General features: G+C 60.5%; 21 protein-coding genes. 7 read left to right on the forward strand and 14 right to left on the reverse strand.

The features are described from left to right. Positions 1-20: 20 nt before the first annotated feature. Positions 21-512, forward strand: a complete 492-nt coding sequence (locus tag KW845_RS18135; RefSeq protein WP_370628249.1) for a tripartite tricarboxylate transporter substrate-binding protein — start codon at positions 21-23, stop codon at positions 510-512. On the opposite strand, the gene KW845_RS18140 is transcribed toward KW845_RS18135, so the two are convergent. From KW845_RS18140 to KW845_RS18160, 5 genes are all read right to left on the reverse strand, one after another. Continuing rightward, positions 469-1,623 carry an acyl-CoA dehydrogenase family protein gene (locus KW845_RS18140; protein WP_218370730.1) on the reverse strand — a complete coding sequence of 385 codons (1,155 nt, stop codon included), beginning with the start codon at positions 1,621-1,623 and terminating at the stop codon, positions 469-471. The genes KW845_RS18135 and KW845_RS18140 overlap by 44 nt on opposite strands. 6 nt (positions 1,624-1,629) lie before the next feature. Next, a complete protein-coding gene (locus KW845_RS18145) occupies positions 1,630-2,691 on the reverse strand; it encodes a hypothetical protein (RefSeq protein ID WP_218370731.1) in 1,062 nt (353 codons plus the stop codon). Positions 2,692-2,769: 78 nt separating this feature from the next. Beyond that, positions 2,770-4,230 carry an aldehyde dehydrogenase gene (locus KW845_RS18150; protein WP_218371422.1) on the reverse strand — a complete coding sequence of 487 codons (1,461 nt, stop codon included), beginning with the start codon at positions 4,228-4,230 and terminating at the stop codon, positions 2,770-2,772. Between the two features lie 17 nt (positions 4,231-4,247). Further along, a complete protein-coding gene (locus tag KW845_RS18155; RefSeq protein ID WP_218370732.1) occupies positions 4,248-5,444 on the reverse strand; it encodes a CaiB/BaiF CoA-transferase family protein in 1,197 nt (398 codons plus the stop codon). Between the two features lie 10 nt (positions 5,445-5,454). Next, on the reverse strand, positions 5,455-6,300 hold the full coding sequence (locus KW845_RS18160; RefSeq protein ID WP_218370733.1) for a p-hydroxycinnamoyl CoA hydratase/lyase: 846 nt from the start codon (positions 6,298-6,300) through the stop codon (positions 5,455-5,457). Between the two features lie 165 nt (positions 6,301-6,465). On the opposite strand from KW845_RS18160, the gene KW845_RS18165 reads away from it, so the two are divergent. The 4 genes from KW845_RS18165 (at position 6,466) to KW845_RS18180 (ending at position 10,455) form a co-directional block, all read left to right on the forward strand. Continuing rightward, positions 6,466-7,353 carry a LysR substrate-binding domain-containing protein gene (locus KW845_RS18165; protein ID WP_218370734.1) on the forward strand — a complete coding sequence of 296 codons (888 nt, stop codon included), beginning with the start codon at positions 6,466-6,468 and terminating at the stop codon, positions 7,351-7,353. Between the two features lie 444 nt (positions 7,354-7,797). Further along, a complete protein-coding gene (locus tag KW845_RS18170; RefSeq protein WP_218370735.1) occupies positions 7,798-8,640 on the forward strand; it encodes a tripartite tricarboxylate transporter substrate binding protein in 843 nt (280 codons plus the stop codon). A 25-nt stretch (positions 8,641-8,665) separates the two neighbouring features. Next, the gene (locus KW845_RS18175; protein ID WP_218370736.1) at positions 8,666-9,325 is read left to right on the forward strand and encodes a flavin reductase family protein; all 660 of its coding nucleotides are present in this window, start codon (positions 8,666-8,668) and stop codon (positions 9,323-9,325) included. Between the two features lie 191 nt (positions 9,326-9,516). Then, the gene (locus tag KW845_RS18180) at positions 9,517-10,455 is read left to right on the forward strand and encodes a LysR substrate-binding domain-containing protein (RefSeq protein WP_218370737.1); all 939 of its coding nucleotides are present in this window, start codon (positions 9,517-9,519) and stop codon (positions 10,453-10,455) included. Here KW845_RS18180 and KW845_RS18185 read toward each other — a convergent pair. The 8 genes from KW845_RS18185 to KW845_RS18220 all read right to left on the reverse strand — a co-directional run bounded on the left by KW845_RS18185 (position 10,439) and on the right by KW845_RS18220 (position 18,386). Next, on the reverse strand, positions 10,439-10,807 hold the full coding sequence (locus tag KW845_RS18185; RefSeq protein ID WP_218370738.1) for a RidA family protein: 369 nt from the start codon (positions 10,805-10,807) through the stop codon (positions 10,439-10,441). The two genes, KW845_RS18180 and KW845_RS18185, sit on opposite strands and share 17 nt — an antisense overlap. Before the next feature lie 27 nt (positions 10,808-10,834). Continuing rightward, positions 10,835-11,422: a carbon monoxide dehydrogenase subunit G gene (locus KW845_RS18190; protein WP_218370739.1), complete on the reverse strand. Its 588-nt coding sequence runs from the start codon at positions 11,420-11,422 to the stop codon at positions 10,835-10,837. Beyond that, positions 11,422-11,916, reverse strand: a complete 495-nt coding sequence (locus KW845_RS18195) for a (2Fe-2S)-binding protein (protein ID WP_218370740.1) — start codon at positions 11,914-11,916, stop codon at positions 11,422-11,424. Before KW845_RS18195 ends, KW845_RS18190 begins: the two co-directional genes overlap by 1 nt. Further along, positions 11,913-14,219 (reverse strand): xanthine dehydrogenase family protein molybdopterin-binding subunit, encoded by a 2,307-nt coding sequence (locus KW845_RS18200; RefSeq protein WP_218370741.1) that lies wholly within the window; start codon positions 14,217-14,219, stop codon positions 11,913-11,915. Before KW845_RS18200 ends, KW845_RS18195 begins: the two co-directional genes overlap by 4 nt. Next, a complete protein-coding gene (locus tag KW845_RS18205; protein WP_218370742.1) occupies positions 14,206-15,093 on the reverse strand; it encodes a xanthine dehydrogenase family protein subunit M in 888 nt (295 codons plus the stop codon). The genes KW845_RS18200 and KW845_RS18205 overlap by 14 nt, the downstream gene beginning before the upstream one ends. 31 nt (positions 15,094-15,124) lie before the next feature. Continuing rightward, on the reverse strand, positions 15,125-15,967 hold the full coding sequence (locus KW845_RS18210) for an alpha/beta fold hydrolase (protein WP_218370743.1): 843 nt from the start codon (positions 15,965-15,967) through the stop codon (positions 15,125-15,127). Between the two features lie 81 nt (positions 15,968-16,048). Next, complete coding sequence (locus KW845_RS18215; RefSeq protein ID WP_218370744.1) at positions 16,049-17,014, reverse strand: tripartite tricarboxylate transporter substrate binding protein; 966 nt, start codon at positions 17,012-17,014, stop codon at positions 16,049-16,051. Positions 17,015-17,444: 430 nt separating this feature from the next. Beyond that, positions 17,445-18,386 carry a LysR family transcriptional regulator gene (locus tag KW845_RS18220; RefSeq protein ID WP_218370745.1) on the reverse strand — a complete coding sequence of 314 codons (942 nt, stop codon included), beginning with the start codon at positions 18,384-18,386 and terminating at the stop codon, positions 17,445-17,447. Positions 18,387-18,471: 85 nt separating this feature from the next. On the opposite strand from KW845_RS18220, the gene KW845_RS18225 reads away from it, so the two are divergent. Continuing rightward, the gene (locus KW845_RS18225) at positions 18,472-19,692 is read left to right on the forward strand and encodes a CaiB/BaiF CoA-transferase family protein (RefSeq protein ID WP_218370746.1); all 1,221 of its coding nucleotides are present in this window, start codon (positions 18,472-18,474) and stop codon (positions 19,690-19,692) included. Between the two features lie 43 nt (positions 19,693-19,735). Then, a complete protein-coding gene (locus KW845_RS18230) occupies positions 19,736-20,704 on the forward strand; it encodes a tripartite tricarboxylate transporter substrate binding protein (RefSeq protein WP_218370747.1) in 969 nt (322 codons plus the stop codon). A gap of 13 nt (positions 20,705-20,717) precedes the next feature. Here KW845_RS18230 and alaE read toward each other — a convergent pair whose 3' ends face one another. Next, complete coding sequence (gene alaE, locus KW845_RS18235) at positions 20,718-21,179, reverse strand: L-alanine exporter AlaE (protein ID WP_218370748.1); 462 nt, start codon at positions 21,177-21,179, stop codon at positions 20,718-20,720. Positions 21,180-21,305 lie beyond the last annotated feature (126 nt).

Raw genomic sequence — 21,305 nt, forward strand, 5'->3', positions numbered from 1 at the left:
TCGTGGCCACAGGCGGCCAAGTGCAATTCGGCGTGCTTTCGCTGCCGTCCATGATCGGCAATCTCAAAAGCGGTGCGCTGCGGGCCGTAGGCGCTTGCGGTACAGAACGCAGCGCGATGCTACCCGACCTGCCGACGCTACGCGAACAAGGCCTGCCGGATTACGACGCGTCGGGATGGTTTGCCGTGATTGCTCCCAAGGAACTTCCGGAATCGAAGGTTCGGACCATCCACGGCTACCTGCGTACCGCGTTTACAGACCCGGAAGTCAAAAAGGCCATGGACGCGCAAGGCAACAGTATCTGGCTGAAAGACCCGAAGGAGACGGGGGATTACTTTCGCAGTGAGATGAAGAAATACGCGGCTATTGTGAGGGGCCGAAGCTTGAGCCGCAGTGAATTGAATTGGCCGCTTTCGGTCACCGGACAACTTCAGCGCGGCCCAGCGCCATCACTTCATGCTTCTCTGTTCATACGTACAGCTCGAACACACGGCGGGCCAGCGCACTCTTGAGAATCTCTTCCGGACCTTCGGTGATCATCATGCTACGCTGGTCGCGCCAGAACTTCTCGACAGGAAGATCCTTGGTTAGGCCCGCGCCACCATGGATCTGTAGGCATTTGTCGGCGCATTCCCAACTTAGGCGATCGCCCTGCATCTTGATGATGTAGGCATCGTAGCGTACGTCCTCGCCGCGGTCGTACTTATCCGCAGTGCGATACACCATCAACCGCAGTGCTTGCAGCGCCATGTAGCTGTCCACCAACATCCACTGGATTGCCTGACGTTCGGCGAGCGGCTTGCCGAAGGTGACGCGCTGCTTCGCATACTTCGCCCCCAACTCTATGCAGCGCTCCATTACTCCGAGCGCACGGGCACCATGCCGGACGCGGCCTTGATTGATCCAGGCCTGGCCCACTTTGAAGCCATCCCCTTCCGCACCGATGCGTTTCCAGGCAGGGACTCGAACATTGTCGAAAAGGATGTCGCAGGGTTCGTCGTCCATCATGGTCTGCTCTTTGCGCACCACCTTGATCCCAGGCGTATTCATATCGACGAGGAACGCCGAGATGCCGCCATGGTTGCCCCGATTCTTGTCGGTCTTGGCGATCACCTGTGCGAACGAAGCGGTGTCGCCCGAGGTAATGAACCGCTTGCTGCCGTTGATGATGTAGTCGTCGCCGTCTCGGATGGCGCTAGTCCTCATGGCAGCGGGGTCGCCGCCCGCGTCGGGTTCAGTTTGCGCGAAACAATCGGTCTTCTGGCCATGGATCACCGGGAGCAAGTACTCTGGCTTCTGCCTTTCGTCAAGCAAGTACAGCGTCGGGCTGGGTTCTGGTCCGAACACCTGCCACTTGCGCGTGGGCAGCGCAATCGTGCGGCCCATCTGCTCCCACACCACTGCGCGTGCCAGCATGCCCAGTCCCTGGCCGCCATACTCGACCGGAGTCGCAAAGTGCCACAAACCCATTTCCCGCGTCCTGGCCGAGAGCTCCTCGCGTAGCGCCGGCTTCAGGTCCGAGCCTGATTGCGCCGTGCGCTCGATCGGAATCAGCTCCTTGTCAACAAAGCGCCGCAAGGTTTCCTGCAGCATCTTCATCTCTTCGGGAAGTTCGAAATCCATGAGTGTTTACCTCGCTGCTTCCACGTAGTCGCGCAAAAAAGCCAATTGCGAAGGCGAGATCCGGCCGAGCTCGCCGATGATATCCTCGCCCTTCTCGCCCACCAGGACACGCGGCTTGGTCTTGACTATGCGCTCGTACTGAGCGATGAAGTCCGAATCCTTGGCTAGTCCTTCGAATGCCTGCCGCATTTCATGCACCGCTTCCGGCGACGCCGCGGGCGTCATGAAGACCGTTCTATACATCGCATCCATGATTCGGCCCAACATAAGCATCGACTCCCAGCGCTGACCACTCGGCATAGCGTTCGCACCTTTCGCGTCCCTGTACACATCAAGGAAACTCGGCATGTCCGGCAGGTCTGGATTGCGATCCAGCTTGCCGTTGCCTAGGTCGGAATCGAACTGAAAGAGCGGCATGACGATTCCGGAGTCCGCCATGTTTGGCTTGACTGTCGCGTACCAGCCTGGCAACGACGTACCTGCGACATTGATGTCACCTTGGTGCACTGCCATCTCGATGTCACGAAGTCCACGGTAGCCCGGGATGAGCTCATAGTTCACGCCAAGCAGATCGAATGCCAGGCGCATACGCGTCGTCTGGTGATTGCTGGGTGAAAGAGCGCCAACGCGGACGAGCGGCGACTTGACAATGTCAGCTGGCTTCTTGAGTCCTGGTTTTGTGTCATTGCGTGCGTACGTCAAGGCCACTTGCTGGAAACCGGCGACGAACTTCAGGTCGTTATACTTGACGCGCAAGGCCTTGTTTTCGACGATTTGATCTACCGGATCCCAGGTGAAGAAGCCGAAGGTGTACTTGTCATCGCTAGCGCCGAGCTGGTTCACCCCGATGTTGCCACCTGCGCCGCCGACATTAAGAACCACAATGCTGCGTACGCCTTTCAAGTGCTTAGGCAAGAACTGAGCCACCATGCGGGCTTCGATATCGGTAGGCCCGCCTGCCGTGTAGTTGACGATCATCGTCACGTCATGGCCGGCGAAGTGCTGTGCCCAGGCCGTCCCTGTCACGAATAGTGCCAGACCCGCGAGGGCCGTCTTGAGTAAATGCATGCTGTGTCTCCTTTGTTTGCTTTTCTTTTTGGCACATGCCGTGCAACGGGGTCGACACGTGGCCTGGCGTTCTCGGGATTACCCGAGCGTGAATGGATCTCGTGGCTGCCCAGTGAGTTCCACGTACACCGATTTGGTCTCCGTGTACTCGCGGATCGCGTCCATGCCGTTCTCGCGTCCTATGCCGCTCTCCTTGTAACCGCCGAAAGGCGTCGCGTAGCTCACCACGCGGTAGGCGTTGATCCAGACCGTGCCCGCCCGCAGTTGATGGGCTACGCGATGCGCGCGGTGCACGTTCTGCGTCCATACCGCCGCGGCCAATCCGAACCGCGTGTCATTGGCAATGCGCACGGCATCGGCTTCGTCTTTGAAGCGAATTACCGACAGAATGGGACCGAACACCTCCTCTCGCGCGATGCGCATATCGTTAGTAACGTCGATCAGCACCGTGGGCTGCACGAACAGACCGCCCAACATCGGGTCTAACTTGCCGCCACAAGCGACCTTGGCTCCATCCTTCAAGGCGACTTCAAGGTACTCCTGTACCTTGTCGAGCTGCGGCTGATTGGCGACCGGTCCCATCTCGGTCTCGGCTGCCATCGGGTCACCGAGGCGGATTTCGCGCGTGCGCCCGACAATTCTCTCTAGCAACTCGTCGTGCACGCTTTCTTGCACCAGCAGCCGCGAACCCGCCATGCAGGTCTGCCCAGTAGCGCCGAAGATTCCGGCAATGACGCCGTTGGCCGCCACGTCTAGGTCGGCATCCTCGAACACTATATTGGGCGACTTGCCTCCCAGCTCCAGCGAAACTCGTGTCAGGTTGCGTGCGGCTCCGGCCGCGATCACTTTGCCGGTCTCGGTAGCGCCGGTGAAGGCGATCTTGTCCACGCCGGGATGCTTGACGAGTGCGGCGCCGACATGGCCCATACCCGTCACGACGTTGAACACGCCATCCGGAAATCCTGCTTCCGTCATCCGCTTGGCGAATTCCAGCGTGGACACCGATGTGTGCTCGGAGGGCTTCACGACAAACGTACAACCCGCCGCCAGGCCAGGCGCCAGCTTGAAGGTAAGCAGCAACATGGGCGAGTTCCAGGGCGTGATCGCGCCCACCACGCCCAGTGCTTCGCGCCGGGTGTAGATGAAGAAGTTTGGCCGATCCGACGGCACGGTGTCGCCCTGCAACTTGTCGGCCATTCCAGCGTAGTAGTAGTAATACTCTGGCAAGTACTGCCATTGGCCCAGCATCTCGCGATAGAGCTTGCCGTTGTCGGTACTCTCGATGCGGGCCAGTTCCTCGGCGTCTCGCTTGATGATGTCGGCAAGGCTGCGCATGAGGGCGCCACGCTGCTGCGCCGTCATTCTCCCCCATGGACCGGTATCGAACGCGCGGCGAGCGGCGGCGACAGCGTGGTCCACCTCCTCCTCGGTGCCATCGGGCACGATGGCCCAGGGCTGCCCGTTGTAGGGGTTGAGGCTCTTCATCGAGTGGGAAGCTGGCACCTCCTGTCCGTCGATGAATAGCCCATACTCGCGCATCCGGCTGATGTCGGTGGTCATACTTGCTCCTTGTTGTTCTCGGGGAAGGTGATGCCGACTTCGGCCAGCACCTCAGCGGTGTGTTCGCCGAGCAGGGGGGGAGGCCGCTGCGGCTGCTCGCGACGGCTGCCATCCAGGTAGACTGGCCGCCGGATCGAAACGACGTCGCCCATTCGAGGATGGTTCAACGTCATGAAGCTGTCGAGATGCTGGACCTGGGGATCCGTGAAGACCTCGGTAGCGCTATAGATAGGCGCGCAGGGAACGTCAGCGTTGACGAAAACGTCTATCCAATGTTGGCGCGGGCGCATACCAATGAACTTGGCGGCATAGCCGCGCAGGAACTCGTAGTTGGCGATGCGCTGCGCGCGTGTCGCCACGCGCTCGTCGCCCAGTAGTTCGGGGCACCCGATGGCCTGAACGAATGCTTCCCAGAACTTGGCCTGGGACGACAGGTGCACCGCCAGCAGCTTGCCGTCACGGCACGTGAAGGCAAAGGACTGCGACGTATGGACCCGCAAGTAGGGATCCGACACTAGGCCCATCTGCGTGTAATAGGCAAACGGGTCAGGCATGAAGGCAAGCGTAGCCTCGAGCATATTGACATCGATGCGCCGGCCACGCCCCGTCTTCTCGCGCTCGAACAGCGCCGCCAGGATGCCCTGACAAGCGTACTGGCCCGTTACATTGTCGCTAATGGTGGGGCCGGTGAGGCGTGGGTCGTCCGGTTGCACGAAGAGACTCGACATGCCACTTACAGCCTGTGTAATCGCATCGTAGGCGGGCCGTTCGGCGTAGGGCCCCTGAGGCCCGAATCCCGTGATGCTGCAGCGGACCAGACGCGGATTTAGCGTGGCGAGCGTCTGGTCATCCAAGCCGAGTCGCTGCATCACCCCTGGGCGGTAATTATCCAGCAGCACATCGGCAGTCCGCAGCAACTCACTCAACGCTGCGTGGCCTTCTCCGGATTGGAGATCTAGCACCACGCTGCGCTTGTTGCGGTTGTACGCACAAAAGTGCGGACTGTACATGCCGTCGCGGAAGCTGCGGAAGGGATCCCCGCCGCTCGGATTCTCCACTTTCACCACGTCCGCACCCCAATCCCCTAGCATCATCCCGGCCAGAGGGCCGGTGATCATAGTGGTGAGTTCGATTACTCGGACCCCGCCCAGAGGGCCGGCGGCACTCGTATCATGATGCGCTGAATCGCTCATACGTTGGGCATCATTTGTTGTGCGCCAGCAGAGTGCCCAGCTGGAAAGGCCCGTGCGCCGGTTTGTACGACTTCTTGTCGATAAACTGCGATAGGCCGGTCTTGTACGATTCCTCCGGGTCGTTCACGCGGATAGCGGTGTTCTTCGCCAGCAGATAGTCGTAGGCCTGGTCGAAGGACATGGTGCGAACCACGCGCATCGCCTGCTTGGTGGCTCGCAGCACGGCCGGGCTCTTCTCCATCAGACGCTTGGCCAGCTTCTCCACATCGGCATCCAACTTCTCCTTCGGCACTGCGTAGTTGATCAGGCCAATGCGAACGGCCTCCTCGGCCGGAAAGGCTTCACCCAGGCACGCATGGTAAAGCGCATGGCGGTAGAGCACGGCGTCAGCGACCACCTTGCCCACGAGTGCTCCGGGAAGGATGCCCCAGTTCACCTCTGCCAACGAGAATTGTGCGTTGTCGGCGGCGACGGCAAAGTCCGTTGCCAACAACTGCATGAACGCGCCTCCCACGCAATAGCCCTCGATCACGGCTATCGTCGGCTTATCGTAGTTGTACAAGCGCTCCCAGCGCCAGCGATTCGCCACTTCGGCCATGTGCTTGGCCTTCAGCGGATTGTTGTCCATGCCGCGGAAGAACTCCTTCAAATCCTGGCCGGCGGAGAAGTTCCCGCCGGCCCCGCGGATTATGACGATCTTTGTATCAGGATCCTCCTCCAGCTCAATCAGCGTCTGGTCCATGGCCTCGTGCAATTCTGGGCTCATGGCGTTCTTCTTGTGGGGGCGGTTGAACCAGATCGTGCTGATGCCGTTGTATTTCTCGACCTTCACGACGGATTGCTTCTGTTCGCTCATTGATTCACTCCTGCTTTGGTTAGTGGTGAGTTGTATGATGCGAACAATGCGCGAAGGCCGCCAATGAAATTGGTACATGGGCGCATGACAAGACTTGGTGCTCGGAAGAGCCACACCGGATGAACGATAGAATTTTCTGTATTTACCAGGAGATCAGCAGCTTCCATGGGACGCCATCTTCCTTCGCTCAGTGCTCTTCGTGCCTTCGAAGCGACAGCGCGGCACCTCAGTTTCACGCGCGCCGCTGTTGAGCTGAACCTGACTCAAACCGCGATAAGCCATCGCATCAAGGAGCTTGAAGGGCTGCTCATGGTGAAGCTGTTCGCCCGCAAGCAAAGCGCCATCTCGCTTACGGAAGAAGGACGCGCGTATCTCGACTCGATCCGCCCGGCGCTGGCGCAGATCGCAAGCGCCACCGACGGCATATCGTCGGTGCGAGAGAATCGCCTGAACATCACCTGCTTGAGTGCGTTCGCCTTTACTTGCTTGATACCGGCGCTGCCGAACTTCCAGAATAGGCACCCCGGCATCGCGCTTCGGTTGATGCCGAGCGCTGCTACCGGACGGCCCGATATGCGCGATTTCGACGTGGCAGTCTGGCATGGCCCAAACGATTGGCCCGGTTTCGAGTCGGCTCGTATCTCGAAGGAAGAGATTTTCCCGGTGTGTTCGCCACAGTTGCTGGCTAACAGGCCGCAGCTGGAAACGCCCGCAGATCTACGCCATTACAGCGTCGTGCGTACGGTATCGCCCATCATTACGGACGAATGGCCCGCCTGGTTGCAGCACACAGGCCACGAATCAACAGAGTTCGGCGGCGAAATCTATTGCGAAGGCTTGTTTTTCTCGATGGCTTCCACACGCGCGGGCCTAGGCGTGGGTCTCGGGCGCAGCTCACTGGTGAAGGACGATCTCGCTAATGGGCGCCTGGTTGAGCCGTTCGGCGTACGACTGCCGTCCGACTCTGCCTACTACGCGGTGAGCCGCCCCGATAAGAGCGCCCTCCCACGCGTGAAGGTATTCACCGAGTGGCTACTCGAATATTTCGGGTAGTAGCCGTCAACTGGTCGTATTCAGCCTTAGCCGAACGAGGCGCCAAATCGTTCCGGCACGCACGTTCCCGCGCAATGGCGGCTGAGAGAATGAATGACTCCTGTGCAAAGCTGCTCACGTAAGGGCTGTCTGCATGCAGGGAAGCGCCACTTCGATCGCTATCAACGATTTTCATAAAGTTCCCATGGCATCTCGATTCAACAATGTCATCCCGTCATGAAAATTCGTCATTTGGGAGGCAAAGTCCACGCGCCCTAAACTGCCAGCGCAATGACGCATATATAAGCGTCAAAGGAGACAAGCCCCGTGAATCATTCCTCTTCCGCGCGAGGTGTCGCCCGTGCCTTGGCGTCACTCGTGCTCGCATCTGGCGCCTGTCTCGCACATGCGACTGACTACCCTGACCGTCCCGTTACGGTAATCCTGCCCTTTCCGCCTGGTACCGTGACCGACACCGTCACTCGCATCGTTACGGAGTACCTTACACAACGGCTGGGTCAGCCCTTCGTGGTGGAAAACCGACCGGGTGGAAGCGGGTCGATCGGCGCGTCGCAGGCCGCGCGCGCCGCACCCGATGGTTACACGATTCTGTTCACCACCAACACTACTCACTCGATCATTGGCAGCCTGCTCAATAAGGTGCCGTACGACCCCCAGAAGGACTTTACTCCCGTGGTGAAGCTCGCCGACCTGCCATCGATGGTGATCGTGGGACCGTCATTGCCCGTGGACTCCCTTCTTGAGCTGGTACAGCGTGCTCGGTCCAACCCGGGCAAGGTGAGCTATGGTTTCGGGAATTCCAGCGGTCAGATCGGGGGTGAAGCCCTGCGCCGCGCGGTCGGCGGAGAGATGATCCCGGTTCCCTACAAAGGAAACCCGCAAGGTGTGCAGGATCTGCTGGGTGGTCACATCGATGCGATGGTGGTCGACATTACTACCGGGCTTGGTGCGGTGGAATCGGGCAAGGTACGTGCTCTCGCGGTGCTCACGGAAAAACGCATGGCGATCTTGCCTGATGTGCCCACGATGAACGAGGTACTCGGCCCGGGCAACGACAATATGGGATGGTTCGGCGTGTTCGGACCGGTGCACATGCCTGGCGAAGTAGTGGACACACTAGCACGCGAGATGAAGACCGTTCTCAACGACTCGACGGTCGACGCTCGCCTGAAGTCCCTGGGAGTCATTCCCGGTTACCTGCCACCCGCCACGTTCGTGCCTTTTCTTGCTCGCGAGCAAATTCTGTGGACCAAGCTCGCGCGCGATGCCGGCATCGCGCCCCACTAATTCCCTTGCAAGCATGGGAAGCTAAATGTTCTACGAACCCGACAAAAACAACCACGGCCTGCCGTATGCCCCTTACAAGAGTTGCATGGTGCCGCGACCGATCGGCTGGATCTCCACCGTGTCCCGCCAAGGGCGCATCAATCTAGCACCGTACAGCCAGTTCAATAACCTGGGCTACGAGCCGGGATACCTAATGTTCTCAGGTGGAGGACAGTTCCCGGATGGCGGCCGGAAAGACTCGGTCATCAACGCAGAGGAAACGGGATGCTTTGTCTACAACATGGCATCCTATGCGTTACGCGAAGCCGTGCACGAGACAGCGCAGATCGTCGATTCCGACATCGACGAGATGAAAGCGGTAGGTCTCACGCCAGCTCCATCACGAATGGTCAAGGCGCCTCGCGTCGCAGAAAGCCCGATCAGCATTGAGTGTGCCTACTACACGACGCTGGTGCTGCCCGGAAACGACTGGAAGTCTACGCATCATGTCGTCGTCGGCCGCGTCGTCGGTGTACACATTCAGGACGAGTACATCGGCTCCGATGGGAAGGTCGACATCCTGAAAATCCGTCCGCTTGCTCGCCTTGGCTACACTGATTACACCTCGGTAGAGAGCATCTTTTCGATGGAACTCGCGGCAGAGCGGCGGGACTATCTTTCATGGGGGCTGGCGGGCGGCCGGTAAATTCGTCTGCACTCGCCTCGTGATGATCGCGGTCTCGATGAATTCCATCAATCTGCCAAACATCTGCGGCTTGCTGGCGAAGTGGCATGCTATAAGTTTTTCTCCTCGCAGACTACTATCCAAGATGAGCCGGTGTTGTCGTGTCGGCCAATTTCTTCGCGTTTGAAAGATCGCTGCAGGAGGAGACAAAAATGCCGAAGTACCTCCCGAAGTTGAATGCCTTACGTGCATTCGAAGCCACCGCCCGCCACCTGAGTTTCACTCGCGCTGCTCGCGAGCTGAATCTGACTCAAACGGCGATCAGTCACCAGGTCAAGGAGTTGGAAACGCTGGTAGGCGCCCAGTTGTTCGACCGCAGCACTAACCGGGTCGCACTCACTGATACCGGCATGAGCTACCTGAGGCGGATCAAGCCCGCATTGGTCATGTTAGATACGGCCGCCGACGAGATATCCGATCAGCGCCGCTCGCGCCTGCATATCGCCTGCCTGTCCAGCTTCGCGTCCCGGTGTCTGGTACCCGAACTGCAGGATTTCAAATACAAGCATCCTGCTATCGAAATCCGCCTGACGCCGGTAATCGGCGTAGACCGCATCCAGGAGCACGACTTTGACGTGTGTATTGGGTATGGCATGAATACCATCCCCGATCTTGTGATCCACCCATTCCCGCCCGACGATATCTTTCCTGTATGTAGCCCTTCCCTGTTGGCTACCGGCCGGTTAAAGAAACTGAGCGACCTGACCCAGCACACCATCCTACGGTCAGTGTCGCCCCTGGTGGAGGACGACTGGGCTACTTGGATGTCCTACACCTGTCCGGAGGCGCTGATCTTCAAAGACGAGATCAGTTTCAGCGGATTGTGTCTTCCGGTGGAAGCAGCCACGGCCGGCATTGGCATATGCATGGGCCGCTCCTGGATTATCCAGAAGGAGCTTGCCAGCGGCACCCTGGTCATACCTTTCGATAACAAGGTCAGGCTCAGCGTGAGCTATTACCTCGGCTACTGCAAGGACTTGGCCGAAGTCCCGAAGATTAGGTACTTCAAAGAGTGGGCGCTGGGCAAGTTCGGCCGCCGTTCGCCCAATAGCACTGGCCTCGCGCCGGAGCGGCTCAACGGGTCTGCCTAAGAGCCGCGACAACCTGCAGTTCGACCAGGCTTCCGTAGTGAAGCTCGGTGACCGGCACCACGGTACGGGCAGGTTTGTGCTGGCCCAGCACTTCCATGTAAACACGGTTGAAGTCAGGCCAGTGCTCGACCCCGACGATGTAGGCCGTGCACTGGACGGCGTGATCGAGTGCGCTACCCGCGTGCACCAGGATCTCGTTTGCCTTGGCCAGTACCTGCCGAACCTGGTTCTCGAAGTCGCCTGGTGCGAGCGCAGCCGGCAGGACCCCCGACAGGAAAACCAAGCCGTTGGCGATGACCGCCTGGGAATAGTGCCCTGCGGGCGGGTTGTTGGGGTCGTTGATGAATTCCATATTCGCGTTTCCGTATAGCCCGATGTATCAGTTCAGATAGATGATGAGGCCGATAATGACGGCCGCGCCTGCTACAGCCGGCCATAGCAAGGACTGCCTGGGCACTGGCGCACCGACGGGCGCCTGCGTTTGGCCTGCGTCAACGTCGGACAGCAACGCAGCTGTCGGTGCCTGAATCGGTTCGATCAGAGCCTTCAGTCGCGAAAAGAATTGGTCGGCCATTTTCTTGGCCACTCCATTGATCAGGCGCGTGCCGACCTGGGCGAGTTTTCCGCCAACAGTCGCCATAACGGCGTATTCCAGCCGGGTGCCTTCGGGCACTTCGATCAATTGCACGGCGGCATCGCCCTTGCCTGAGCCAGCGGCGCCGCCCGAGCCTTCGAAGCTTAGTTTGTATGATTCCGGAGGCACGATATCTGACAAATGCAGCTTGCCTGTGAACTTAGCCTGAATGGGGCCGACCGATACCCTCATGACGACTTTGTACTGATTCTCACCGGCAGGCTCGAACGTGTCGCAGCCAGGCACACATTGCTGCAGGATGGCCGGATCGTTCAGCGCCGCCCAGACCGTATCGAGCGGCAAGTTGATGATTTGTTGATCCTTGAGTTGCACTACATAGCCTCTTTGGAAGCGTTAATGCGGGTCGCGGCAAGCTGCACGGCCTCGATGATCTCGGGATAGGCTGCGCACCGGCATAAGTTGCCCGCGAGGTAGTTCTTGATTTCGGTTGGCGTTGGCTGGGGATTCTCGGCCAGCAGTTGCTGACTCATCAGGATGAAGCCTGAAGTACAGAAACCGCACTGGAACGCATCACAATCTATGAACGCCTGCTGCACGGGATGCAGTTCGCCACTGGCGTCCAGATCCTCAATGGTCCGCACCTCGCATCCGTCCAGCGCCGCGGCCAGATACAGGCAGCCGCTGACGCTCTTGCCATCGACGATGATCGTGCAGCAGCCGCACAAGCCTTGGCCGCAGCTTTCTCGGGCGCCATACAGCGCAAAGGCATTGCGCAGTACGTCCAGCGCGTTATGGTGTGTCTGGATGTCGGCCTCGACCGGCAGGCCATTGAGCGTGAATTGAATTCTGGTCGTCTGGCCCTTCATGACTGTTTCCTTGACTGAGCGGGCTGGCGTTCGTGCAGCGCTTGGCAGACCAACTCGTACTTGAGGGGCATGCTGTATAGGCGTACGCCAACCGCATCCTCAATGGCCGAGGCGATCGCCGAGGCTACGCCGAAGGTGCCCGACTCGCCCACGCCTTTGGCACCGAAGGGGCCGTTGTGTTGGCAAGCATCGACGATTTCCGTGTCGAAGACTTGCGGTACGTCGTGGATGCCCGGGATCTTGTATTCAGCGAAAGAGGCATTGCGCAACTGCCCGTTCTCGTCGAAGTCCATTTCCTCGTACAACGCAGCACCCAACTGCATAATGGCTGCACCCGACAGCTGGGTCTTGACGATGCGGGGATTGATTGCCGTACCGCAGTCACCCACGTTGAGCATACGCATCACACGGAACTTGCCCGTCTCGGTATCGACCTCGACTTCCACGCCTGTCGCGCCCACCATCCAGTTGGGCGTGATATTGCTGGACTGGCCGCTCTGCTTGTCCGGAGATAGGTATTCGGGCACGAAGCTGCCTATCCCTATGATGTTTCCTGCCTGCATGCCGTAGCGCGTGACCAAGAGCTGTGCGGCATTGGGCTTTTCCGCGGTGGGCAGGCCGAGCTCGGTTTGCAGGGCGCGCATTTTGGCCAGTGCATCCTCGGCCGCCAGACGGACCGCATGCCCCATATGGAAGGTCGAGCGGGAGCCCAGGGTCGCCATGTCGTAGGGTGTGACATCGGTGTCAGGATGGATCACGCGGATCGCGTCTGGCTCGATGTCCAGCACTTCGCCCGCAATGATCGCCATTGCCGTGTCCGATGCCTGGCCCATGTCCACCGTGCTGGAGTAGATGAAGCAACTGCCATCGGCCGACAGGTTGACCATGGCCATCGAGGTGGTTGGAGCAACCAGCGCCTTGAAGCCTATACCGATGCCCCGGCCGCGGCGCAGCGTGCCTTTTCCCTTGGCCTGGGGCTCGTTCCACTTCATCAGTTCCGCGGTGCGCTCCAGTGCCTGGATCAGCGCAGCATCCTTCATTACGGTGCCGGTCGCATGCGGCTGCCCTTCGCGTAGCAGATTCAGGCGTCGGAACTGGACGGGGTCTATGTTCAGCGCGCGCGCGATGATGTCTGCCTGGCTCTCGTAGGCCCATACCATCTGCGTGATGCCGAAGCCGCGGAAGGCTCCGGCCGGTGGAAGGTTGGTGTAGACCTGGTACGAATCGATCCAGACGCTTTCGATGTCATAGGGCCCGGCGGCGGTGAACCCCGATTTCTGTGTCACCCGCGGGCCAATGTCGGCATACGCGCCACCGTTCCACCACACTTCACATCGACGAGCGGTAATGCGGCCTTCGCCGGTGACGGCCGTTTTAATCTTGAAAGTGGTGCCATGCTTGGTGATCGTATAGAACTGCTCTTCCATGGTCAGCGCCACCCTGACGGGCCGCCGGACCACCAAGACGAGCGCTGCGGCCAAGGCCTCCAGCTTGATGTATAGCTTGGCGCCAAAGCCACCACCCAACAGGCCGGTACGCACGCGCACCTTGGCTTCGGGCCAGTTCAGCAGCCGGGCGATCTCCAGTCTGACGAAGGAGGGACTCTGGGACGCCGTATGCAGCGTCATACCGGCATCGGTCAACTCCGCCAGGGTCACCATGGGCTCGAGCGGGGTATGCATGACCTGCTGCGTGCGGAAGGTATGCTCGAACACGTGGTCGGCCGAGGCGAAGGCAGACTCCACGTCGCCCTTTCGTACGGTGAAGTCCAGGGCGATGTTTGTATCGCGCTGGCCTGCCAGGTGCTTGAGGTCGGGAAAGGTGCCGGCGGGCTTCAAGACTTCGTGCACGATCACCTCGGACTTGGCGGCTTCTTCCTCATCGAACACCGCTAGTAGTTCGTCGTACTCCACCTGGATACTATGCAACGCCTCTTCAGCCACGTAGGGGTCCTGCGCCAGGACAACCGCGACCGGCTCTCCAACGTAGCGGACTTTACCGATCGCCAGGATAGGCTGGTCATGGAAAGCCGGCCCGAAGTAGGGTTCGGGAATCAACCTGAGGATGTCGTCGGCGGTTACCACGGCATGCACGCCGGGCAGTTGTCGCGCCTCGGAGGCGTCAATGGATACGATTCTTCCGTGCGCGACCGTGCTGCGCAGTATCTTGGCATGCAGCATGCCAGGTAGCACCAGGTTGTGCGTATAGTCCGCCCGGCCGGTTACCTTCGCCCGGCTCTCGAGCCGGTGCCGGGATTTTCCTACGTGCGCACGGGCCAGGCCGGGCTCGTCAATGCTGTTCATTTGAAGCGCCTCCTTCCTGCTCGGCCAGGGCCCCGCGCACTGCGCGCCCCAGGTAAATGCCCAGCAAATGTCTCTTGTATTGTGCCGAACCGTGCTGATCGCTGGCGATATCCAGTTCATCGGCTGCGGCCAACGCGGCTTGCCGGATTCTTTCTTCATCGAACCGGGCGTCGCGCAACGCCTCTTCGACGGTGAGCAGGCGGATGGGCCGGTCGGTGGCCGCCGCCACGACAATCCTGGCCTGGCGGATAAGATCCTCCTCGGACTGCAACGTCACCGCCACGCCCAGGGCGGGCCAATCGTGCGCCGCCCGGGTCGTCACCTTGAGGTACGCGCCGCGCTGCTGGCGCATGGGCGGCACGACAACCTCGGCGATGATCTCGTTGCGTGCGAGTACGGTTTCGTAGTAGCCGACGCACAACTGCTCGACATCGATTTCTCGTGCACCGGATGGGCCGCGTGCCACGATTCTGGCCCCGAGCGCAGACAATACCGGTGGCATGTCCATGTGCGGGTCACCGTGTGCCAGGTTGCCTCCTATCGTGGCGACGTTGCGTACCCGGATGTTCGACAGGGCCTTGAAGGCACGTGCGAGCACGGGCCAGCCGCGTAGCACCAGCGGCGAGCGTTCCAATTCGGCCAAGGTCGTCATCCCGCCAACGCGAAGCGTCCCCTCGCTGTCCACCTGGATCTGCCTGTACGCATCTTCGACCTTGCTCAGGCTGACCAGGCGCGTTGGACGCAACACGCCGGCTTTCATCATCAGCATGACGGCCGTTCCGCCACCCACCGGGCGAATGTCAGGATCGTCGGGGTCCAGGAGCTGGATCGCCTCTTGGAGCGTGCGAGGCGTCAGATAATCGAAAGGTATCACTGCTGCGTTCCTTGCTTGGGTAGGCGGGCGCTCATACAGGGGTGTCACCTGCACCGGCCAGCAACCGCTCAAAGGCCTGGACAATCACCGTCGGCGTTTCGAGAGGAGTGAGATGCCGGGCGGACGGTATGACGGTCAAAGCCGAGCCCGAAATGACGGCATGCAGGTCCTGGGCCATCGACACGGGGGCCGCGTAGTCTTGTTCCCCCACCACGACCTCGGCTGGGCAGCCAATGCGCTTGGCTCCTTCACGCCCGTCGAAGCTGCCCATGGCATGACAGGTCGCCACATAGGCATCGGAGTCATTGGCCAGAAAGGTATCAACGCATGTTTGCACAATGTCGGGCTGCGCACGGCGGAACTCATCGCTGAACCAGCGCGTGGTCTGGAACTGCACCAGCGCCCCGAATCCTTCGGTGACCGCCTTCTGGCCACGTCCGCTCCAGTCCGCTGGCGCGGTCGGTCCGTACCAGGCCGTGGTATCGATCAGCGCCAGACTGGTTGCCAGTTCGGGATAGTCGATGCCAAACTGCAACGCGATGCAGCCGCCCATAGATGCGCCGCCTACGATGGCCTGTCGGTAGCCTAGCGATTGCAGCAGTTCCTTCAAGTCCCGGGCGAACAGCGAAATGGAGTACGGGCCAGTCGGCTTGGATGACTGCCCATGTCCGCGTACGTCCGGACAGATCACGGTGGCCCAGCTTGCCAGGGCTGGCGCTATCAGGCGCCAGAACCGATAGTCCATGGCCAACGAGTGCAGAAGCACGATGCACTGGTCGCTCGCTTTGTTTCTATAGATCTGATAGTGAAGGGTTGCGCCATCGCCAGCCTGGGCCTGGCCGTACTGGGGCGTAATATCCGGTCTCGAGGACATGCTGCCAACTCCTGTTTTTTCGATCGCTCGCCGGCGCTGAGGTGGCCAGGCGACGGCCGGCCGCCTCAAGGAAAAGCGGTGTCATTCCTGCATCTGCACGTTGGCGCGCTGCGCGATTTCTCGGTTAGTTTGCAGATCCCGCGCGATGCGCACACGAAACTCCTGCGGCGTAGTGCCCACCGCCTCGCCACCGCCCATGGCGAAGGTTTCCTGCAGCTTGCGGCTTTGCAGGGCCTCATTCACGTCACGGTTGATCTTCTCGAGAATTTCGGGTGGAGTACCTTTGGGGGCAAACAGGCCGACCCAATTCGCTGCGTCCACGTCCTTAACGCCCGCGTCCTCCAGCGTGGGCCAGTCGGGCCGTGAAGCGATCTTCCGCTTGGTCATGACTGCCAGGATCTTGACGTGTCCCGACTTGACGAACTGGTCCATGGACGAAGCCGCTACCACTCCCAACGATACTTCGCCTGAGGCCACTGCGGCTGCCGCGGGCGATCCGCCGCGATAAGGCACGTGCATCAACTCGATGCCAGCGCTATTGGCGAACCATTCGCCTGCCAGGTGGTTGAAGCTTCCCCTGCCTGGCGACGAGAAAGTCAGCGAGTCGGGCGTGGCCTTGGACAGTTCAATGACGGTCTTGATTGAATCGAGCTTGGAGTCGGACTTAGTGGCAAGCACCAACGGCGTATCGCTCACCAGGGTAATGGGCTCAAAGTCTCGATCCAGGTCGTAGGGCACTTTGGGGAACACCGCCGGGTTGACCGAGAACTCCCCGGTATGGGCCATGAGTAGCGTGTAACCGTCCGGCGCAGCCCGCGCCGCCGCGGTGGTGGCAATAAAGCCGTTGCCGCCGGGCCGGTTTTCCACGATTACCGATTGATTCCAGGTCTTGGATAATTGTTCGCTGACGTGGCGCGCAGCAATGTCTACGACGCCGCCGGGGGCGAAAGGCACCAGCACGCGCACAGGTCGATCGGGGTAGTTTTGCGCCAAGGCCGGGGCGGATATCGTCGAGAGTGCCAGCAGGCATGCAAGCAAGGTCTTCATACGCTGTCCCATGGTTGTAGGAGTTATGGCAGTTGCGAGGGCAGGCAACTGACTTGAGAGCGTACGGTTCCCAGGCGACCGGGACAAATGATGAATATTGCTTTGGGCTATGAGCAGTTTTCATAACACCTATGCGAGCCACGGGGCGTCGGCATGGCGCGGCTAGGAAACGGCATGCGCCTCGGAGCTGCTGTCATGCGCGTGAGATTGAAGGAAATCCGAAGAATCAGGAGCGGTCAAAACGCTCGGCCCTCGCCCATAGACTCATGCGGCAGCGAGGCGTCCGGGACCAACTCCATGGTCAACTCGACATGTAGGTCTGTCAACCTGACGGCCTCGTCTTCGTCACGACGTATCTGAATGCCCACCACGTGCGGGCGGCACAGCGACCCAATAACGTGCGGCTGCTCGGGCCACAGGCCAGGCGCCTTCAGCCGTCGGCTTTTTTCACGGTAGTATCGAGCGCGCGCATTTCTTCCAGCACCACCTTCAGTACCGCTTTCGACGCGTTCGACAAAGGGTGCTTGCGGGTGGTGTCCACGAAAGCGGCCTGTCGAAGAACAGGGTCCTTGATGGGCGCCATGGCAAGCGTGCCTGCACATATTTCGTCTGCCACCGCATGGTATGGCAACAGGCTGTAGACGTCACAATTGAGCACGACCTCTCTTATCAGCGTACCGCTGCTCGCTTCGAGCACCACATTCAACTTCAGGCCGCGCCGGTTGCAGACTTCATCCAGGTACGAGCGCATGCCGTTAGGCCGCGCCGGCAGCACCAAGGGTACGCGCGCCATCGCGCCCAGCCGCACCGGCTGCCTGGCCAGCGCGAGCGCGCCCGCCCTACCCACCAGGTACAGCGGCGCGCTGAAGACGGCTTCGCGGGCATCGCGTTGCGTGGGACGGTAGCGGTTGAAGATGCCGATATCGGCACGGCCTTCGGCCAGCATGTTCTCTACTTCGCCGCTGTAGGCCTCGACGGCTTTCAAGCGAATGTCCGGATAAGCGGCCAGCAACCGCCTCAGTACCCGGCTCATGAGCGGGCGCGACAGCCCCGGCAACACGCCTATCGTGACGCTGCCCGCCGGTTGGTTGCGCTGCGCCAGGACGTCGTCCACCAACTGGCCTGCCGTCTGCAGCATGATCTGCGCGCGCGGCAGGATGGCTTGCCCGATTTCCGTGAGCGCCACGCCGCGCCCCGTACGATGAAACAGCCGGCAACCCAGCAGGGACTCCAGTTGCGACACTTGCCGGCTGAGGGCCGATTGCGCCATGCCCAACGTGCTGGCCGCGCTGCTGAGGCTGCCGTACTCGGCAGCGACGACAAAGCAGCGGATGTTCCTCAGGTCCAGCAATGGGCTATCTAAATCATGCATGGCTGATATCCAGGATATGCAGGTTCCGGCGTATGGGGTGGCTTCCTATACTCGATGGAACGATTATTCCACTGAAGCGATAACCATGCCTGACGCGCACGATCCCTCTACGTTTCCGGGGCCCTTGAAAGGCCTGCGGGTACTCGATCTGTCCACGGTGTACGCGGGTCCGTTCGCGGCGACCATGCTGGGCGACCTGGGCGCCGACGTGCTGAAGGTAGAACTGCCTGGCGCGGGCGATTCGCTGCGCAGCCTGCCGCCATACAAGGACGGCGTGCCCCTGTGGTGGAAGGTCACCAACCGCAACAAGCGCGGCATCACCATCGACCTGCGCCGCCCGGAAGGTCGCGAGCTGCTGGGACGGCTGCTGCCGGACTACGACGTACTGGTCGAGAACTTTCGGCCGGGCAGACTGGATGGCTGGGGCATCACCAAGGGCTGGATGCACGAGATCAATCCCGACCTGACGATCCTGCGTGTCACGGGTTTCGGCCAGACCGGCCCTTACAACCATCGGCCTGGCTTCGCACGGGTATTCGAGGCCATGACCGGCTTCACCAATATCTGCGGCGAGGCCGACGGCCCGCCGTTGCACCTGGGTTTTCCTATTGCGGATGCGGTGGCAGGCTTGTTCGGCGCCGTCGGCGTGCTGGCCGCCTTGTACCAGCGCCACACGGGTGGTACGGCGAAGGGCGAGGAAATCGACTGCTCGCTGATGGAGTCCATGTTCCGGATCATGGAATTCCTGCCCATCGAGTACGACCAGTTGGGAATCGTGCGGCAACGTTCCGGCAGCTTCAGCCAATACGCCGCGCCGGGCAATATCTACAAGACGCGCGATGGCAAGTGGGCGTCGATTGCCGCATCCACCCAGAGCATCTATGAACGCTTCTGCCGCACCCTGGGGCGGACGGACTTGATCGCCGACGAGCGCTTCCTGGCCAACCCCGAACGCGTGGCGAACCGGCAAGCGCTCGATACCATCATCCGGGACGAGATCGCCAAGCGTACGCTGGACGAACTGGGCGCCAGCCTGGACGAGAACGAAGTAGGGTTCAGCCCCATCTACGACATCGCGGATATCTTCGCGGACCCGCACTTCGCCGCCCGCAAGGCAGTGGTCGAAGTGCGGGATGACGAACTGGGCACCGTGCGCATGCAAAGCGTGGCGCCGGTTTTCATTAACTCGCCCGGGACGGTGCGACATGCCGGCCCTTCCATCGGGCAACACAATGACGAGGTCCTGCAGGCGCTGGGGCTAAGTCATGAAGACATCGCAGCGCTGAAAGAGGCGGGCGTTATTTGATGCAAGCCGTTATTGGCCGACGAAAAAAACAGGAGACAGGAAAATGAAGACTTTTGCCAAATGGATGGCGGCCGGCACGCTGGCCCTTGCCGCCACGTCGCCCACATGGGCGGCCTACCCGGACAAGCCCGTGACCATGATCATCGGGTATCCGCCAGGCCAGGCGACGGACATCGTGGGCCGCCTGGTGGCGGAAAAACTGGCACAAAAACTGGGCCAGTCCTTCATCGTGGAAAACAAGCCCGGCCAGGGCGCCAGCCTTGCGCTGGCCCAGTTGGCCAAGGCCAAGCCCGATGGCTATACCATGGTGCTTTCCGCGACTGCGGCCTATGTCACCAACCCGCACCTGTATAAGTCGGTCGGCTACGACACGTTGAAAGATTTCAAGCCCATCGGCACCCTGATCGATTTCCCGCTGGTGATGGTGGCGCGCGCCGATGCGCCTTTCGATGATTTCAAGGGTTTCCTGAAATATGCCAAGGCCCATCCGGGCGAACTGGATCACACCTCGTCGGGCAGCGGCACCCTGTCCCACTTGGGCATGGAACTGCTGCAGCGAGAAACCGGTACCGAACTTGTCCACGTGCCCTACAAGGGCAGCGCGCGCGCCATGACGGACATCGCCGCTGGCAACGTGGACGTCGGCATCGAGACCGTCACGGTAGCGAAGCCTTTCATCGATTCGGGCCGTCTCAAGCTGCTGGCCGTGACTGTGCCCGAACGGCTGAAGCTGTTCCCGGACACGCCCACGCTGGACGAACTGGGCGTCAAGGGCTTCGACGTGGCTGCCTGGCTTGGAATGGTGTTCCCCGCAGGCACGCCCGACGCATGCGTAAAGACCATCAACGACCAATTACAGGCGATCCTGCGGGACCCGGAGGTTGCCGCGAAGCTTGAATCCCTGGGAGCCTTGCCCCGGCCGTCCAGCCCGGAAGCGTTCGCCGATCTGCTCAAGCGCGAATACACGACCTGGGGCGAGCTCGTGAGGCAATCCGGGGCGAAGGTGGACTAGAACAAACGTTGGCTTAGTTGTTTAGCGACATGGGTTTCTCGCCGCCGGGCGGCAGGCCGAAAAGGTGCCTGATCCAGTTGAGGAATGCCCCGTAGGGGCGGCCCAGGAACAGCATCATCGCCGCCGCACCAAGTATTCCCCGCAACAGGCCATCTCCGGTCGCGCCACTGAACGCGATGATCGCGGCATAGATAGGCACCTGGAAGCTCATCAGGGCCAAGCTGTCCCAGAGAATCTGCGATGAGCGCGTTTGCTTGGCGTGGCGCATCACCCAGTCGCGCCACATACCGTACGGCCGCCCGACCGGGATCATCAAGACGCCGCCGATCAAGCGCGCATGAAGAACCTGGTCCCATGTCATCCCAGCTATAAAGCGTTCGTTCAGTGCGCCGGTTGTTGTAAAGAACAGGACCAGGGCCAGCGTATCTGCGATGTAAGCCCGCGTTGTATGTGTAGGTCTTGTTGTGGCCGCCAAGTAGCATGTTTCCTATATCATTTCACAGCGATCATATAAAGCCGGCTGTCATTGTAGACCTGATGCCAAGCCTCGATCTCGGCCTGGCCTGGGCCAACGATCTGCGAATTCACTTTATACGTAGAA

The sequence above is a fragment of the Bordetella sp. BOR01 genome, from assembly GCF_019218885.1.
Taxonomy (GTDB): Bacteria; Pseudomonadota; Gammaproteobacteria; order Burkholderiales; family Burkholderiaceae_B; genus Bordetella_A.